This is a genomic window from Mucilaginibacter sp. SJ (assembly GCF_028993635.1).
Taxonomy (GTDB): domain Bacteria; phylum Bacteroidota; class Bacteroidia; order Sphingobacteriales; family Sphingobacteriaceae; genus Mucilaginibacter.
Map to the genome: position 1 here is coordinate 4,744,477 of NZ_CP118631.1, position 16,462 is coordinate 4,760,938.

A 16,462-nucleotide genomic window follows, 5' to 3' on the forward strand; every position below is an offset into this window, starting at 1 on the left:
TAGCAGTATGTTTTAACAAATAAATATCCTAAATTTTTATTTAATTTAACGCCTGGAACATATTATAAATGAGGCCGCAAATTAAAAACTACCTGTCTGTCACTAAAAAAGAGTGGAACGGGATGGTAGTGTTGATTATTTTAATTGCAATGGTTTTGCTGGCCCCTTATATGTTTCAGGCAAACCGCAAAGATAATATAATAAATTTTAAGGCTTTTGATAAAGCGATAACCGATTCCGATAAAACGGGCGATCTTACGGCAAGGGATGAAGTTTCTGCCGGTAATCGCAATGCCCTGCCTGCTACACTCTTTAAATTTAATCCCAATAACTTACCCCTTGCGGGTTGGGTAAAACTTGGCCTCACTGAACATCAGGCACAGGTAATTAAGCATTATGAAGAAAAAGGCGGACGTTTTTTCACCAAAGGCGATGTGCAAAAAATGTACAGCATCAGCCCGGCGGAGTATAAGCTTCTTGAGCCCTATATTATCTTGCCCGATGGCCCTGCTTATTACATAAATAAAGCCAAACCTGGCGAAGTAATAGAGATCAACACGGCAGATTCGGCGAGGCTTACCATGATCAGGGGAATAGGCCCCGCATTTGCCAGGCGCATTGTCCATTACCGGGAGCGGGTAGGCGGTTTTTACAATAAAGAACAGTTGAAGGAGGTTTATGGCATTGATAAGGAAAAGTACGGCCAGATTGAAGCCCGTATTGCGGTTGATGGCAAACATATCATTAAGGTGAATATTAACACAGCTACCTTTAATGAACTTAAGCGCTTCCCCTATCTGAGCTACAAACAAATGGATGCCATTGTAGCTTACCGCGATGAGCACGGTACCTACAATGACCTGGCCGATCTGAAAAATATTGCCATACTTAATGACGGAATTTTGCGTAAAATTGGACCTTATTTAGTTTTCAAATGATAGCCCAGCAAATTAAAGCAGCCATAAGGGATATTCCCGATTTTCCGAAACCGGGAATTGTTTTTAAAGATATTACGCCCATACTGAAAGACCCCGGATTATGCGAAAGCATCATCGATGCTTTTGTTGAACAATTGCAGGGAACCCGGATTGACGCGGTGGCCGGTATCGAAAGCAGGGGCTTCCTGTTTGGGCTTACGCTGGCAACCAGATTAGGTGTGCCGTTTGTACCCGTGCGTAAAGCGGGTAAGCTGCCTTTCACTATAAAACAAAAAGCTTATAAGCTGGAGTACGGCACCGCCACCATTGAGCTGCATACCGATGCCTTTGAACCCGGTCAGCATATATTACTTCATGACGATTTGCTGGCTACCGGCGGTACAGTAACTGCGGCCAGTGAGCTTATCAGGGAAATGGGAGGTATAGTTGCCGGTTTTTCCTTTGTCGTGGGACTTGGTTTTTTGAATGGTAAAGAAAGGATTATGCCTATTTGCGATAAGCTGATAGTGCTGGCGGATTATTAAGCCGTACCAAAATGGGGCATCCATTTTGTTGATTTTTTTGTTTGCCGGAGGCATGGACAATGCTTGCCCTGCTTGTGGTTTGGTTGGTAATTGCGGGCCTGTGCGTTGGCCGCGTTAGGGATGGCAGTGTAAAGCCCGCAGTGTGCGAAGGCTTTTGCAATGGGAAAAGCGAGGACTTGGAACGTACAGCCCGGGCGGCAGGCAACGCCCATGTTATAAAATTGATCGAAAAAACACGCTTAATAATCAGCAACTTACAATTATAAATTAATAAGCCAAACTAAAAGGCTTGCCCTCGTAAGTAGGGGATTACCTTGTTGTTCCCTTATGACTTCTTCTTTATTTGTTTTTAAACTAACACTAAGGGTTATTTCTGCAAGGTTTGATATTTATTGCCATTAGCAGGGTCGAGCTTTAGAAACAGGTTCATGGCGGTTAACCGTTCCTGATTATCGGCCTTGCTGTAAATGGAAACCAGTTCATCACTTTTTGCTGTATAAAATATAAGCGGAAGCATCGCGCCCACACGTTGCCGGTCTATTTGCTGTAGTAAAGGTAGCAGAGCATCAATAGCTTTGCGGCCTTTGCTCACATTGTCCGACATGATATCAAGCCCGTTGCGGTGATAATCGTACAAAAAGCTGCGTAACGGGTTATATAGTTTATTATTCAGGTTTTCGGATAACCAGTAGCGGTTTACATTGCCATCAAAAGCTTTCCAGCCACCATATGATGATGTTTGCGCATTGGTTACGATGGTCTGTGCTGCTAAAAAATATGGCGTGCCTCCAAATTTTGAAAACGTGTCATAATCAAGGCCGATAATAATGTTGGCATAAAAAGCCATGATCGAACTTAAATTTCCCTGAAAATTTTGATCGGTATAGTCAATCGTCTGGCCCTCGGTATAACTAAAGCTGATATCTTTATCATTAAGATTTAACAGGGTAGAGGTATAGGATGTGCCATAAACCGGCCGGGACGATTGTACCTGCAGCTCGCCGGTAAAATTACTGCTGCCATCCCAGTTGGTTATGTTCAGCACAAAATTGCAATCTATTCTCTCCTGTGGCAAAATCGGATCGGCACTCCATTTGCGGCCGTTCAGGAAATCCTTCATGGCAGTTTCCAGCGTTTGAAAAACGCGCTTATTCGCAACCTGTATCTTGGGCGATAACACTTGTATACGTGCATTCAGGTCCTGGGCCACAACCCGGCAGCAAAGAAACATCAGCAAAGTATAAAGCAGCAGTTTTTTCATCCGTTTATTAGTTGGGCAACTTTATTGCAAATATCGCGGGCCACTGCTTCCTTGCTTTTCAGGTCGAAAGTAGTTTTCTTAAGCTTACGGTCAATAATGGTTATCTTATTGGTATCGCCTGCAAAACCGGCACCCGCGTCATTAAGCGAATTTAGTACAATAAAGTCAAGATTTTTCTTTTGTAGTTTGGTTGTCGCGTTCATTTCCTCGTCGTTGGTTTCTAAAGCAAAACCAACCAATATTTGTCCTTCGCGTTTAGCCTCGCCAAGGGTTTTTAATATATCAGTGGTTTTCTTCAGTTCGATGCTGAGATCGTCGTCTTTTTTCTTGATCTTTTGAGTAGCAACATCAGCCGGGGTATAATCGGCAACTGCAGCACTCATGATACAAGCCTTTGCATCGCCATAAGCGGTTAAGCAAGCCCCTAACATTTGTGCCGCCGAAATAACATTAACCCGTTTTATATTTTGTTGCTTGCTGATCTGTGCAGTAGGCCCGGTCACTAAAGTAACATCGGCTCCCATCAAAGCCAGTTCATCCGCGATAGCAAACCCCATTTTGCCCGACGAATGATTGCCGATAAACCGTACCGGATCTATAGCTTCATAGGTTGGCCCGGCAGTTACCAGTATTTTATGACCGGCTAAAAGGAGTTTTTTTTTTGATTTTGCTTCCAGGAAGGTAACGATGTCTTCAGGTTCGGCCATCCGGCCTTCACCATACAGGCCGCTGGCCAGTTCACCGTTACCAGGCGGAATCATAATGTTACCAAATGATTGCAGCCTGCTCACGTTTTGGCGGGTAGCCGGGTGCAGCCACATATCCAGGTCCATAGCCGGAGCAAAATAAACCGGGCATTTTGCTGAAAGATATACCGCGCTAAGCAGGTTATCGCAAAGGCCGTTAGCCATTTTAGCAAGGGTGTTGGCCGTGGCGGGGGCAATAACCATCATATCGGCCCAAAGCCCAAGTTCAACATGATTATTCCATTCGCCGGTATCAGCCTTACAATAATCAACCAGCGCCGGGTTTTTTGAAAGCGTTGAGAGTGTAAGCGGCGTAATAAAATTGGTGGCATCGGCAGTCATCACCACTTTAACGTTAGCGCCTGCTTTAACCAGCAGCCTAACCAGCAGTGCCGATTTGTAGGCTGCAATACTGCCGCAAACTCCTAAAACAATGTTTTTCATATGCCCCCTAACCCCCTAAAGGGGGAATAATTATGTTATAAAAATTAAAAGTAACAAAAAACTCCCATACGGGAGTTTTTTGTTATAGCATGAAAAGACCCTGTACTCGCCCCTTTTTGTGGGCTGGGGGACGTCGTTTAAACTTCTTTAGTTGGGTTACGGTAGTATACTTTACCATCTAAAAATTCCTGAACGGCAACTAATGACGGTTTAGGCAATTTTTCGTAGTATTTTGAAATTTCAATTTGCTCACGGTTTTCAAATACTTCTTCCAGGTTATCATTTGATGATGCAAATTCAGAAAGTTTCTGGTGAAGCTCTTCTTTAATGTTGTTCGAGATCTGGTTTGCCCTTTTTGACATAATCACAAGCGACTCATAGATGTTCTCTGTTTTGGTATCCAGCTCGCGTAAATCGCGGGTTACAGTGCTGCTGGCTGCTGCTGGTTTATTACTGTTGTTAGCTGTCATATCTTAATTTAAACTCTTTAATATATCTTAATTAATATGGTATTTTTTGCGGCTGATTTTTTTCAGATGGCGATGTTGTTGTTACAGTATCTTTCTTTAAAAGTTTCTTTGCGGTTTTTTCATTGCTCATTGCTTCGGCAATTAAACGCTGCGCCTGTTTTATGCCCTGCTGGCTGTCTTTTACATATGCCTGAGTTTCGTGCAGGTATTTGCTGTTCGGATATTTTTCGGCAAATTGATCGGCATAAGCTATAGCCTGGTTAAAACGGTCTTCCTGTTTGGTTTCAAAGCTATGATAAGCATACTGATATTGCGCTTTAACAATAAGGTATTCCATTTCTTCGCCGTATTTGGTATCAGGATAATCGCGCAACGCATTGTTAAACGCAATCACTGCCGATTGATAATCGCTGATTGTTAAATAAAGTTTGGCGTTGGCATAAGCTTTGGTTTCCAGTTTATCGCGCAGGTTCTGGATCAGCTTGCTGGCTTCGGCTACACGATCGCTTTTTGGATAAAGGTTAATGAACAACTGCAAAGCGTCGATAGCTTTTAACGTATTATCCTGGTCAAGCGAATATATCGGCGAATCAAGGTAGTAGCAATAAGCAGAGAAAAAGCGGCATTCCTCAGCCCTTGGGCTCGAAGGGTAGGTATCGGCAAATGTTTTAAAGTGATATCTTGCCGATGTATAGTCTTTTTGTTTGTAATACGTAAACGCGTAGTAATAAAAGAGGTCTTCTGCACCTTCGCGACCACGGTAACGCTCAACCAGTACCTCAAATAAACCTAAAGCTTTGTTATAGTCCTTTTTATTATAGTATTTAATAGCTTCCTGGTATTTTTTAGCGTAATCGTTACTGGCTTTTAACTTTTCGTATTTGCTTTTACAACTGCCAAGCGTAATAATTACGATAGCTAAAACACTGGCTAATAACGTTAGTTGCTTTTTAAACATTCTGCAAAGATAGTTAATAATATAAATCAATCAATTTTTATTTAGCCGCTAATATATAACGAGGCATTGGCTCGGCACCTACGTGTATAGTGTATTTAACATCTTTTAACTATTGCGGGTTTAGCTGTGATAGACTTGGTTAAACTAATACGATTAAAATGGTTATTTCTTATATAAAGGAAGTCGGTTTTTGAAAGTTTCATTAAGCGGAAAGCTATATGGTCTGGGCGATGGTAATGATGTATTCGGTAGATTGATTGCGAATGCCTAATGTTTCAATAATGTTAAATGCCAACACCTGGCCATATACAAAACAAAGGTTTTGACTTGTAAATCTCTTTAGGTAATTTAATAATGACATTGGATGATGATAGGTTCAACTTTAGTAAATAACGGAAATGAAAAGTATATAAATTAAAGAATTGGCCGGCTACACCAGCGGTGCAAAAGGTTTGTAGAAAATAAAATGGATCAAATTTATAGTGTGCCAGAGGTACGCCACTCGGCGTTAGGTGAGCTATTGGTGATTCTCCGTTTGTATATTATATAATAGAGGTTGCAAATATTAAACTCGATGTTGATGGTTTCCCGGGTTTTTCTAAATGTTAACTGCCTATTGAAAGCTGCCAACTGAGATTATGGGCGTTGCCTTCGGCCGGGCTATTCGCTCATACGCCTGCAGGCATTACGCTCGTTGGCCGGTACCCGCTGCTATCCCTAACGCGGGTTTTGAGTAGTTTTTGAAACTTTTTCCTGTTGAAGCATAGCGTGTTAAGATGACCTTGAGGAAAATGGGTAAAAATAATTTGGAGAAGGCGTAAAAGCGTGTACCTTTGCAGCCCGCAAACGAGGAAATGAGTTGAGCGGGGTTAGTACATTAAAAGGATAGAAAAGTAAAGGAAAAAAGATTAAAAATCTTTTTGTGGGAATGAAAAAAAATCCACACCTTTGCAGCCCGCAAATGAGGAAAAGAGGAGAGTGAAGCGGGTCTGAAACTTTCAGAAATAAAAAATAAAAAAGTTTTGGAAATAAGAAAAGGTTTTCTACCTTTGCAGACCCAAACGGAAGGGTGCTTGAGAGAGCGAAAGATTTGAGGCTGAGCGAGTTCAGTCAATAAAAGAAGGAAGAAAGTTAACGATGGTTAATGAGTAAAACAAAAGAGCCGAAAGCGATTTTCGGGGAAACAAACTGACAAGTTAAGCAATGCGAATTGCGACGACATAATAGCTGATTCGGATGATGAAGCGAGGAAGTTCTTTTAAGAAATGGAAATCATGTAGCGTAACGGGAGATTAACCAAAGCTAAGGCTGAGGAAGATTGAAGAGTTACAAAAAAGAAGAGAGACTGTATAAAGATATATAATACAGATTCTATTAATTAATAATAGGGTCAGTGGTTAAACAAAACATTTTACAATGGAGAGTTTGATCCTGGCTCAGGATGAACGCTAGCGGCAGGCCTAATACATGCAAGTCGGACGGGATTGAGGGGCTTGCCCTTCATGAGAGTGGCGCACGGGTGCGTAACACGTATGTAACCTACCTTAGTCAGGGGGATAGCCTCTCGAAAGAGAGATTAAGACCGCATAACATTATGCTGTGGCATCGCAGGATAATCAAATATTTATAGGACTAAGATGGGCATGCGCAACATTAGCTAGTTGGTGTGGTAACGGCATACCAAGGCGACGATGTTTAGGGGATCTGAGAGGATGACCCCCCACACTGGTACTGAGACACGGACCAGACTCCTACGGGAGGCAGCAGTAAGGAATATTGGTCAATGGACGGAAGTCTGAACCAGCCATGCCGCGTGCAGGAAGACGGCCCTACGGGTTGTAAACTGCTTTTGCAGGGGAATAAACCTTCTTACGAGTAAGAAGTTGAATGTACCTTGAGAATAAGGATCGGCTAACTCCGTGCCAGCAGCCGCGGTAATACGGAGGATCCAAGCGTTATCCGGATTTATTGGGTTTAAAGGGTGCGTAGGCGGCTTTTTAAGTCAGGGGTGAAAGACGGTAGCTCAACTATCGCAGTGCCCTTGATACTGAAGAGCTTGAATGTACTTGAGGTAGGCGGAATGTGACAAGTAGCGGTGAAATGCATAGATATGTCACAGAACACCAATTGCGAAGGCAGCTTACTAAAGTATGATTGACGCTGAGGCACGAAAGCGTGGGGATCAAACAGGATTAGATACCCTGGTAGTCCACGCCCTAAACGATGAACACTCGATGTTGGCGATATACGGTCAGCGTCTAAGCGAAAGCGTTAAGTGTTCCACCTGGGGAGTACGCCCGCAAGGGTGAAACTCAAAGGAATTGACGGGGGCCCGCACAAGCGGAGGAGCATGTGGTTTAATTCGATGATACGCGAGGAACCTTACCCGGGCTTGAAAGTTAGTGAATGTGACAGAGACGTCACAGTTCTTCGGAACACGAAACTAGGTGCTGCATGGCTGTCGTCAGCTCGTGCCGTGAGGTGTTGGGTTAAGTCCCGCAACGAGCGCAACCCCTATGTTTAGTTGCCAGCATTTAAGGTGGGGACTCTAAACAGACTGCCTATGCAAATAGAGAGGAAGGAGGGGACGACGTCAAGTCATCATGGCCCTTACGTCCGGGGCTACACACGTGCTACAATGGATGGTACAGAGGGCAGCTACCTGGCAACAGGATGCCAATCTCTTAAAGCCATTCACAGTTCGGATCGGGGTCTGCAACTCGACCCCGTGAAGTTGGATTCGCTAGTAATCGCGTATCAGCAATGACGCGGTGAATACGTTCCCGGGCCTTGTACACACCGCCCGTCAAGCCATGGAAGCTGGAAGTGCCTGAAGTGCGTAACCGCAAGGAGCGTCCTAGGGTAAAGTCGGTAACTGGGGCTAAGTCGTAACAAGGTAGCCGTACCGGAAGGTGTGGCTGGAATACCTCCTTTCTGGAGCAGTATCTCTGAGTGACTCGGAACTGTTCGCTACATGATAATTTCTTAAAACACAAACAAAAAGACAAAAGGAAACCCAGAAGATGAAGCCATCTGTGGAATGTGCAAACGAAAGTAGGCACAGGACAAGTGGCAGTAAGCAGTGGCAGCAGCAGTAGGCAGAAAAGTCCTGCAAACTGCAACTGATAACTGCAACTAAAAACAAATAGTCCTGTAGCTCAGCTTGGTTAGAGCACTACACTGATAATGTAGGGGTCAGCAGTTCAAATCTGCTCGGGACTACAAGAGGCAATTAGCGAATTAGAGAATGAGTGAGTTAGTGAATTGAAAAGGATCACTAATTCAAAAAATCACTAAATCACTAATTGATCGCATCCTTCGGGGGATTAGCTCAGCTGGCTAGAGCACCTGCCTTGCACGCAGGGGGTCAACGGTTCGAATCCGTTATTCTCCACCAAGTATTCTACAGTAACTATAATATAGGTTACGCTACAGATGAAAACTAACGTTCTTTGACATATTGGAAGAAGTAATTGAAAACAAGAGAAAACAACAGATAGGAAGTTTTTTCAGTTCAATGGTTCATTAGTAAATTAGTTCATTGGTAGCAATACTGCTTGGACAAATGAACGAGTGAACAAATGAACGAATCAACTAACTAAAATAAAGACATACCTTGCGGCGCAAAAGGCGCAAGAGTAGAAGAAAGTAAGAAAGGGTACACGGGGGATGCCTTGGCTCTCAGAGGCGAAGAAGGACGTGATAAGCTGCGATAAGCTGCGGGGATTAGCAAATATGATTTGATCCGCAGATTTCCGAATGGGGAAACCTAGTTAGTTGAAGACTAACTGCATAAATGCGCTAACCTGCCGAACTGAAACATCTAAGTAAGCAGAGGAAGAGAAAACAAAAGTGATTTCCAGAGTAGTGGCGAGCGAAATGGAAGAAGCCCAAACCTATACTGTTACGGCAGTATGGGGGTTGTAGGACCACAACATGAATACTAAACAGAACCGGAACGGGGTGGGAAACCCGGCCATAGAGCATGAGAGCTGCGTACGGGTAATGAATAGTAGGATAGTGGTATCCTGAGTACCGCGAGGTCGGAGACGCCTTGTGGGAATTTGCCGGCACCATCCGGTAAGGCTAAATACTCCTGAGAGACCGATAGTGAACCAGTACCGTGAGGGAAAGGTGAAAAGAACCCCGAACAGGGGAGTGAAATAGAACCTGAAACCGTGTACTTACAAGCGGTCGGAGCAGAGTAATCTGTGACGGCGTGCCTTTTGCATAATGAGCCTACGAGTTACTCTTCCCTGGCAAGGTTAAGTGTTTAAGACACGGATCCGAAGCGAAAGCGAGTCTGAAAAGGGCGTATAGTCAGGGGAGGTAGACGCGAAACCTTGTGATCTACCCATGGGCAGGTTGAAGGTGCCGTAACAGGTACTGGAGGACCGAACCGATAAACGTTGAAAAGTTTCCGGATGACTTGTGGGTAGGGGTGAAAGGCTAATCAAACTGGGAAATAGCTCGTACTCCCCGAAATGTTTTTAGGAACAGCCTGGCGGTTGAGTTATAAAGAGGTAGAGCTACTAATTGGGTGCGGGGGAGTCAAATCCTACCAAATCCAGATAAACTCCGAATGCTTTATAATATACGCTGGAGTGAGGCTATGGGTGCTAAGGTCCATGGCCGAGAGGGAAAGAACCCAGACCATCAGCTAAGGTCCCTAAATTATTGCTAAGTTGAACTAACGAGGTCCGATTGCACAGACAGCTAGGATGTTGGCTTGGAAGCAGCCATTCATTTAAAGAGTGCGTAACAGCTCACTAGTCGAGCGATCGGGCATGGATAATAAACGGGCATCAAGCAGTATACCGAAGCTATGGATTCATATTAATATGACTGGTAGGGGAGCATTCTATTTGTCGGAGAAGCAGGAAGGTAACTGACTGTGGAGGGAATAGAAAAGCAAATGTAGGCATAAGTAACGATAAGGCGGGAGAGAAACCCGCCCACCGAAAGACTAAGGTTTCCTGATCAACGCTAATCGGATCAGGGTTAGTCGGGGCCTAAGGTGAAGCCGACAGGCGTAGCCGATGGACAACTGGTTAATATTCCAGTACTTTTTATTACTGCGATGCGGTGACGGAGTAGTGACACTGACGCGAACTGACGGAATAGTTCGTTAAAGGCTGTAGGTATAGAGTTTGTAGTTAAGTACGCAGACTTTGCTGAAAGCTGATAGTACACCGAATCTTCGGACAAGGTGATAGTTCAGGTAATCAGACTTCCAAGAAAACCCGCTAAGCTTCAGGTAATAAAAACCCGTACCGTAAACCGACACAGGTAGTCGAGGAGAGAATCCTAAGGTGCTCGAGTGAATCATGGCTAAGGAACTCGGCAAAATGGCCCTGTAACTTCGGGAGAAGGGGCGCTGGCAGCAATGTCAGCCGCAGTGAAAAGGCCCAGGCGACTGTTTAACAAAAACACATGGCTATGCAAAATCGCAAGATGACGTATATGGCCTGACACCTGCCCGGTGCTGGAAGGTTAAGAGGGGATGTTAGTCGCAAGGCGAAGCATTGAATCGAAGCCCCAGTAAACGGCGGCCGTAACTATAACGGTCCTAAGGTAGCGAAATTCCTTGTCGGGTAAGTTCCGACCTGCACGAATGGTGTAACGATCTGGGCGCTGTCTCAGCCATGAGCTCGGTGAAATTGTGGTATCGGTGAAGACGCCGGTTACCCGCAACGGGACGGAAAGACCCCATGCACCTTCACTATAGCTTAACATTGATATCGGATACAGGATGTGTAGGATAGGTGGGAGACTGTGATCCAGCTTCGCTAGGAGTTGGTTAGTCAACGTTGAAATACCACCCTTTCTGTATTTGGTGTCTAACTCTACGATGTGGAGAACATTGTTTGGCGGGTAGTTTGACTGGGGTGGTCGCCTCCAAAAAGGTAACGGAGGCTTTCAAAGGTAAGCTCAGTACGCTTGGTAACCGTACGCGGAGTGCAATAGCAAAAGCTTGCTTGACAGTGAGACAGACAAGTCGAGCTGGGTCGAAAGACGGATATAGTGATCCGGTGGTTCTGCATGGAAGGGCCATCGCTCAAAGGATAAAAGGTACGCTGGGGATAACAGGCTGATCTCCCCCAAGAGCTCATATCGACGGGGAGGTTTGGCACCTCGATGTCGGCTCGTCACATCCTGGGGCTGGAGAAGGTCCCAAGGGTTGAGCTGTTCGCTCATTAAAGTGGCACGCGAGCTGGGTTCAGAACGTCGCGAGACAGTTCGGTCCCTATCTGTTGTGGGCGCAGGAAGTTTGAGTGGGGCTGACCTTAGTACGAGAGGACCGGGTTGGACTAACCTCTGGTGAATCTGTTATGCCGCCAGGTGTACTGCAGAGTAGCTACGTTGGGAATAGATAAGCGCTGAAAGCATCTAAGTGCGAAACTAGCCACAAGATGAGACTTCCATAGAGGGTCGTAGGAGACTACTACGTTGATAGGTTACAGGTATAAAGGTGGTGACATCATAGCCGAGTAATACTAATTGCCCGAAGCTTTCTTCGTATCAGAGATCAGAGGTTAGAGATTAAGAGATTAGTCGCTACCTCTGATCCGCGAAAAAAACAGATAAACAACAATGATCTGTTGTTTTCTCTTAACTTCAATCACTTCTTTCAATAATATGTCATTGTTGAGCAAAAAGCTAAAGGCGTAAAGCTTAAAGCGGGGATGCGAAACAAATAAAATAATAAAAGAATTGGCAAAAAAGCTTTGAGCTTTCAGCCTTGAGCATTAAGCTCAAAAGAAATTCAGGTGCCTATATCGGCGGTGTCTACCTCTTCCCATTCCGAACAGAGAAGTCAAGCCCGCCAGAGCCGATGGTACTGCGGTAAAACGTGGGAGAGTAGGTCGGTGCCACCCTTTATCACTTTCAATAGTGCTACAAATGCAAAAGCCTTAGCTAATAACTAAGGCTTTTTGCGTTGATAGGCTTTTCAGTATCCTGTTATATTCTCCATAGCGTACTTCGGCGGTAACAAAAAATACGCGTTAACACACATACTTTTTATTGTGGTAATAATAACTTACAATCATTTTTTTATGTTTGCGCTTCCAAAAATAGCCCCATGGAATTTGAAAAATTAGCAGCCCAAATTAAATTAGAAATAGCAAAACTGGATACCACGCCCGAGCTTGATAAAATCAACAGGGCTTTTGACGAGAAGATCCGCAAGGTGGAGGAAGCCCGTCGTGAAAAGCTGGCTACCGTGCCCGACAATGCCGTAGAACGCAAAAAACTCATTGCCGCCCTTGAAGCTCTTGGAGAAAAGGGCTCAGACCGAAAAGTTGGGGGGATGAAAGTTTAAGCATAGATTTTAGCAAGTCTGAATAGAAAGAATGAAGTATCTCTTACACCTCTGAGAGTAGCTCTGAAAGCTTTAACTTTAGCATTGAAAGATTCTGCAGATGCGTTTGTACTTCTGTTATCGAAGAAGTTCAAGATAGATTCATAATGTTGCTGAACGGACCTTGCAACGGTTTTAAAAGCATTAATACCAGAGTCTTCCACCTCATTATACCATATAGCCAGTTTTTTAAAGGCGATCACTTTGGTTTTACAATTAGTGAATATATTACCTAAGCTGATAGCAAGATTATAAGCTTTGAGCAGTTCCGGATATCTTGAAAAAAGCAGATCAGCCCTTTCCTTTTGTGATAGCGTCCATTTAGATCGATGCTTGAACAGCAAGTATCTGCTTCGGGCGAGTAATTGTTTTAAAGTATCGCCATTACTGAGCACTTCGGGCTGATAGGATTGTTTGTTTTTCCGGGCCTGTTCAATCAGCTTACTTTCCGCATCAAGAGCTTCCCAGCGATATTTTATTCTTGCTTCCTGAACAGCGTCATAAGCCAGCTTTTGTACATGGAATCGATCCACGACCCGCACAGCATTGCTAAAACATCTGCGTATAGCTTTGATCATGTTTGCCGCCATGTCCATCGTTACCTCCTTTACTTTATTCCTTGACCTTAAGGGTATTTTCTCCAGTACAGCGATGATTTGTTCAGACTGTGTGCCTTTGATCATCGCCACTATGGCTTTTTTATTCCCTTTGGCTTGTTTGTTGGTAACAATGGTATAGAGTTCCCCATTGCTTAACGCAGTTTCATCTATACTCAGATAAGGGCCTGTGTTATCTGCAAACAACATCCAGTCTTCCGCATGATCCTTTTGGCTCCAGCTATGAAAATCACTTAGGTGATCTTTGTATTGCTGACCGAGCTGCTTGCCATCTACCTGGTATAACCGGCCTAATAAATGGCTGCTGATCGGGTGATTATCCAAATATTCCTTTTAAAAAAGTGCCGAATTCAGTTGTCATTCGCGCCCCTTTTCTTACTAAATCCCAATCTCTTGAGATGATCTCCCCGCTCGCCTTTACTTCCCATCTGCGTCTTTTTATACACAAGGCTACTTTATGGCCGCGGATAGGAAAATCCTGAATAGCTGTCTCTGGTAAAAAGCCTTTTGACTCTAACTGTGACTTATCATAACCGGATGGAGCAAGGTTCTTCTCCTCCAGATAAATGTTCAACGCTCCATTCTCTGATGAACGGACATCGGTAAGTTCAAAATAGTCTAAAAGGCCTTTTGGTAAGATTAAATGGACAAGGGTTTCGTATGCTGATGACAAGTGGACGCGTGTTGATTATTATATCCACAAAGCAAACACTTTTTTTTCTCCCCCACAATTTTTCTGCTTGATCCGAGAAAAGTATGTTGAACCTGCTAAGAAGAAGAGCAGGGAATAAGGGATTGGTTTTGTAGAAGAATTTGAAAGGTCTGCCAGGGTTTGGCGGGCCTTTTTTGTTTGTTGGGGTGTCTGGTTGTGTGGGGGGAATGATGGTTTCGGAGCATTGGCGCTTACCTGTATTGTACTGTTCAATTTTTTAAAGTGTAAACACCTGGTGTTTTGTTGTAAAATTGAACGGCTGATAATCAGTGTTTTATAAATTGATAAATTTGTTCAAAATCGGGATTTGAACAACTTGTATTTGATAATCAACGGGTTATGTAAATTGGTTTTTGAACGTTGAACACCCGGTTTTTAAAAATTGAACACTGACAAAGTGCTGTCACCATTGGGGGGCTTTTTAGTGGGTAAATTTGAGTGCCTTTCATGATTGCCGGCAGGTTGGCGGCAAATAACGATAGATGTTTCGGGCTTTTGAGCTGCCGGACAGGGGCGCTACAAATTATGGACCATACTGCAGAAAAACCCCTGGTTATTCAAATGATTCAAAATGAGGTGCGGGGAGCGGCGGCTAAGCTTGGGCGAAAGGGGGAGGTTATGATCTCCGACCCGGATGCGGTGGTTGAGCTGTTTGATATTTACCCGGCTAATGAGTGGATGGCCATGGAAACTGAACACGAAACGCCGCAAATGCTGTTTGGCAACTTCTGGCTGGAGGGTGAGCTGTGTATCCTGTTTGCCGATACCAATATGGGCAAAAGCCTGTTGGCCGTGCAGCTGGCCGACAGCATTACCCGGGGCGAACCCATTGCCCCCTTCACGCTTGGGGCCGAAGCCTCGCCGGTGTTGTATATTGATTTTGAACTTACCGGCAAGCAGTTTGAACAACGCTATACCGACGGCCAAAACCGTTACCAGTTTGCCACCGAGTTTTACCGCGGCGAATACAACCAGTTTAACCGTGCAAGCTCGCATTATCAAAAACTGGACAGGTATGTGATTGAAGCTTTAACGCGTGGCATTAAGCGTACCGACGCCCGGGTGCTCATCATTGATAATATTACCTGCCTGCGCAACGGAACCGAGAGCGCCGGGGCTGCCCTGTTGCTGATGAAGGAACTGAAAAAGCTTAAAACCCGCCATGGCGTGAGTATCCTGGTATTGGCCCATACGCCTAAGCGTAACCCGCGGCTGCCGCTGAGCCGCAATGATTTGCAGGGGAGTAAAATGCTCATCAATTTTTGCGACAGTGCCTTTGCCATGGGCGAAAGCCACTCCATACCCGGCCAGCGGTATTTAAAGCAGATTAAGCAGCGCAGCACTGCCGAAACTTATGGTGCCGACAATATATGCCTTGCCCAACTGGAACGGCACAACGGTTTTTTAAAGTTTGTTTTTACGGGTAATGACTGCGAGAAAAACCACCTGCGCGATGCCTCCAGGCAAGAACGCGAACGCATGCACCGGGAGGCTAAAAAACTAAGCGATGAAGGTTTGAGCCAGCGGCAGGTGGCAGAGCGGCTTGGCATGAGTGTGGGAAGTGTGAATAGGATGCTTAGGCCCTACTAAATCTCCTCCGGTAGGAAGACTTTGAAGCACAGATTGAAAAGTCATGAGTACGCCACGCTTTTGTCGGCGCGGCATACTCGCGCCGGATGGAGATGATGTAGACTTTGCATGCGGGGCACACGTTTCATCAGCGGGAGAGAATAATTTAAAAATAAATTTTGAATTGTCGGAATTTCTTACAATAATTGTATTATATATCCGACGTTATGGTAAAAATAGATATTCAAGTCATTGAAGATACTATTCTTCAGGAAATAGAAAAACATAGAGACTTACCCAGTGTAGCCACTGATGCAAAGATTGATAAAGATAGCAGACCTGGCATGATCGGGTTTAGCAGTAATGTTTTAGTTACCATAACAGGATATTTGGAAGATATTTTAGAAGTTGAAATTCCACCCAGCTGCTATATCTTCCTGGATAGTGATGGAATTAGAGAGTTAAATATTAGAGAAGCGGCAGAAAAGCTGCAAAAAATAGCGAAACCATGGAAAACAACTTAATATCTGAAAGGGAAAAAATTGCAAACAGAATCAAAGACGCCAGGACTATATCTGGATTGTCACAAGCGCAAGCTGCCACTAAATTAAATATTCCGCGTCCATCAATTTCAGAAATAGAATCAGGTAAAAGGAAAGTCACGGCTGAGGAAATAATACAATTTGCTAATTTATACAAAGTAGATAAATCTTGGCTTTTACTTGAAGAAGAGGATAAGGATCTTAAAATGAATGAGCACGTATTGTTTGCTGCAAGGGAATTAAATAAGCTTAAACCCGAAGATCGTGATAAGGTCATCGAGATTATAAAAATGCTACCAAAAAATAACCGGATTTGAT

At 44.2% G+C, this 16,462-nt stretch carries 12 protein-coding genes, 2 tRNA genes and 3 rRNA genes; 11 read left to right on the top strand and 6 right to left on the bottom strand.

Features of this window, described 5'->3' with window-relative positions; translation table 11 throughout:
- The first annotated feature begins 68 nt into the window (after window positions 1-68).
- Both MusilaSJ_RS19630 and MusilaSJ_RS19635 read left to right on the top strand, forming a co-directional pair.
- A complete protein-coding gene (locus tag MusilaSJ_RS19630; RefSeq protein WP_274986549.1) occupies window positions 69-938 on the top strand; it encodes a ComEA family DNA-binding protein in 870 nt (289 codons plus the stop codon).
- Window positions 935-1,462, top strand: a complete 528-nt coding sequence (locus tag MusilaSJ_RS19635; protein WP_274986550.1) for an adenine phosphoribosyltransferase — start codon at window positions 935-937, stop codon at window positions 1,460-1,462. Before MusilaSJ_RS19630 ends, MusilaSJ_RS19635 begins: the two co-directional genes overlap by 4 nt.
- Before the next feature lie 367 nt (window positions 1,463-1,829).
- Here the strand turns inward: MusilaSJ_RS19635 and porD are convergent, their stop codons facing one another.
- The 4 genes from porD to MusilaSJ_RS19655 form a co-directional block, all read right to left on the bottom strand.
- A complete protein-coding gene (gene porD / locus MusilaSJ_RS19640) occupies window positions 1,830-2,723 on the bottom strand; it encodes a type IX secretion system protein PorD (protein ID WP_274986551.1) in 894 nt (297 codons plus the stop codon).
- Window positions 2,720-3,913 carry a bifunctional phosphopantothenoylcysteine decarboxylase/phosphopantothenate--cysteine ligase CoaBC gene (gene coaBC, locus MusilaSJ_RS19645; protein ID WP_274986552.1) on the bottom strand — a complete coding sequence of 398 codons (1,194 nt, stop codon included), beginning with the start codon at window positions 3,911-3,913 and terminating at the stop codon, window positions 2,720-2,722. Before coaBC ends, porD begins: the two co-directional genes overlap by 4 nt.
- A gap of 137 nt (window positions 3,914-4,050) precedes the next feature.
- Window positions 4,051-4,383, bottom strand: coding sequence for a DNA-directed RNA polymerase subunit omega (locus tag MusilaSJ_RS19650; RefSeq protein ID WP_090529735.1), 333 nt, complete (start codon window positions 4,381-4,383; stop codon window positions 4,051-4,053).
- 31 nt (window positions 4,384-4,414) lie between these two features.
- Window positions 4,415-5,341, bottom strand: a complete 927-nt coding sequence (locus MusilaSJ_RS19655; RefSeq protein ID WP_090529732.1) for an outer membrane protein assembly factor BamD — start codon at window positions 5,339-5,341, stop codon at window positions 4,415-4,417.
- Window positions 5,342-6,754: 1,413 nt separating this feature from the next.
- On the opposite strand from MusilaSJ_RS19655, the gene MusilaSJ_RS19660 reads away from it, so the two are divergent.
- The 6 genes from MusilaSJ_RS19660 (at window position 6,755) to MusilaSJ_RS19685 (ending at window position 12,665) form a co-directional block, all read left to right on the top strand.
- A 16S ribosomal RNA gene (locus MusilaSJ_RS19660) occupies window positions 6,755-8,275 on the top strand.
- 213 nt (window positions 8,276-8,488) lie between these two features.
- A tRNA-Ile gene (locus MusilaSJ_RS19665) sits at window positions 8,489-8,563 on the top strand.
- 98 nt (window positions 8,564-8,661) lie between these two features.
- Window positions 8,662-8,738 (top strand) — tRNA-Ala (locus MusilaSJ_RS19670).
- A 244-nt stretch (window positions 8,739-8,982) separates the two neighbouring features.
- Window positions 8,983-11,862, top strand: a 23S ribosomal RNA gene (locus MusilaSJ_RS19675).
- 245 nt (window positions 11,863-12,107) lie between these two features.
- Window positions 12,108-12,219 (top strand): 5S ribosomal RNA (gene rrf, locus MusilaSJ_RS19680).
- The 16S, 23S and 5S rRNA genes sit together here with 2 tRNA genes alongside, the layout of an rRNA operon.
- A 206-nt stretch (window positions 12,220-12,425) precedes the next feature.
- Window positions 12,426-12,665, top strand: coding sequence for a hypothetical protein (locus MusilaSJ_RS19685; protein WP_274986553.1), 240 nt, complete (start codon window positions 12,426-12,428; stop codon window positions 12,663-12,665).
- On the opposite strand, the gene MusilaSJ_RS19690 is transcribed toward MusilaSJ_RS19685, so the two are convergent.
- Complete coding sequence (locus MusilaSJ_RS19690) at window positions 12,662-13,645, bottom strand: ISAon1 family transposase (protein WP_446725117.1); 984 nt, start codon at window positions 13,643-13,645, stop codon at window positions 12,662-12,664. The genes MusilaSJ_RS19685 and MusilaSJ_RS19690 overlap by 4 nt on opposite strands.
- The gene (locus tag MusilaSJ_RS19695; protein ID WP_274986554.1) at window positions 13,638-13,994 is read right to left on the bottom strand and encodes an ISAon1 family transposase N-terminal region protein; all 357 of its coding nucleotides are present in this window, start codon (window positions 13,992-13,994) and stop codon (window positions 13,638-13,640) included. Before MusilaSJ_RS19695 ends, MusilaSJ_RS19690 begins: the two co-directional genes overlap by 8 nt.
- Before the next feature lie 564 nt (window positions 13,995-14,558).
- Here MusilaSJ_RS19695 and MusilaSJ_RS19700 point away from each other — a divergent pair.
- The 3 genes from MusilaSJ_RS19700 (at window position 14,559) to MusilaSJ_RS19710 (ending at window position 16,461) form a co-directional block, all read left to right on the top strand.
- On the top strand, window positions 14,559-15,623 hold the full coding sequence (locus MusilaSJ_RS19700; RefSeq protein ID WP_274986555.1) for an AAA family ATPase: 1,065 nt from the start codon (window positions 14,559-14,561) through the stop codon (window positions 15,621-15,623).
- A 206-nt stretch (window positions 15,624-15,829) separates the two neighbouring features.
- Window positions 15,830-16,126, top strand: coding sequence for a hypothetical protein (locus tag MusilaSJ_RS19705; RefSeq protein WP_274986556.1), 297 nt, complete (start codon window positions 15,830-15,832; stop codon window positions 16,124-16,126).
- Window positions 16,111-16,461 (top strand): helix-turn-helix domain-containing protein, encoded by a 351-nt coding sequence (locus tag MusilaSJ_RS19710; RefSeq protein ID WP_274986557.1) that lies wholly within the window; start codon window positions 16,111-16,113, stop codon window positions 16,459-16,461. The genes MusilaSJ_RS19705 and MusilaSJ_RS19710 overlap by 16 nt, the downstream gene beginning before the upstream one ends.
- Window position 16,462: the final 1 nt, after the last annotated feature.

Coding starts and splice junctions, on each gene's coding strand:
- MusilaSJ_RS19630 (WP_274986549.1), top strand. CDS start 69: ATGAGGCCGCAAATTAAAAACTACCTGTCTGTCACTAAAAAAGAGTGG.
- MusilaSJ_RS19635 (WP_274986550.1), top strand. CDS start 935: ATGATAGCCCAGCAAATTAAAGCAGCCATAAGGGATATTCCCGATTTT.
- porD (WP_274986551.1), bottom strand. CDS start 2,723: ATGAAAAAACTGCTGCTTTATACTTTGCTGATGTTTCTTTGCTGCCGG.
- coaBC (WP_274986552.1), bottom strand. CDS start 3,913: ATGAAAAACATTGTTTTAGGAGTTTGCGGCAGTATTGCAGCCTACAAA.
- MusilaSJ_RS19650 (WP_090529735.1), bottom strand. CDS start 4,383: ATGACAGCTAACAACAGTAATAAACCAGCAGCAGCCAGCAGCACTGTA.
- MusilaSJ_RS19655 (WP_090529732.1), bottom strand. CDS start 5,341: ATGTTTAAAAAGCAACTAACGTTATTAGCCAGTGTTTTAGCTATCGTA.
- MusilaSJ_RS19685 (WP_274986553.1), top strand. CDS start 12,426: ATGGAATTTGAAAAATTAGCAGCCCAAATTAAATTAGAAATAGCAAAA.
- MusilaSJ_RS19700 (WP_274986555.1), top strand. CDS start 14,559: ATGGACCATACTGCAGAAAAACCCCTGGTTATTCAAATGATTCAAAAT.
- MusilaSJ_RS19705 (WP_274986556.1), top strand. CDS start 15,830: ATGGTAAAAATAGATATTCAAGTCATTGAAGATACTATTCTTCAGGAA.
- MusilaSJ_RS19710 (WP_274986557.1), top strand. CDS start 16,111: ATGGAAAACAACTTAATATCTGAAAGGGAAAAAATTGCAAACAGAATC.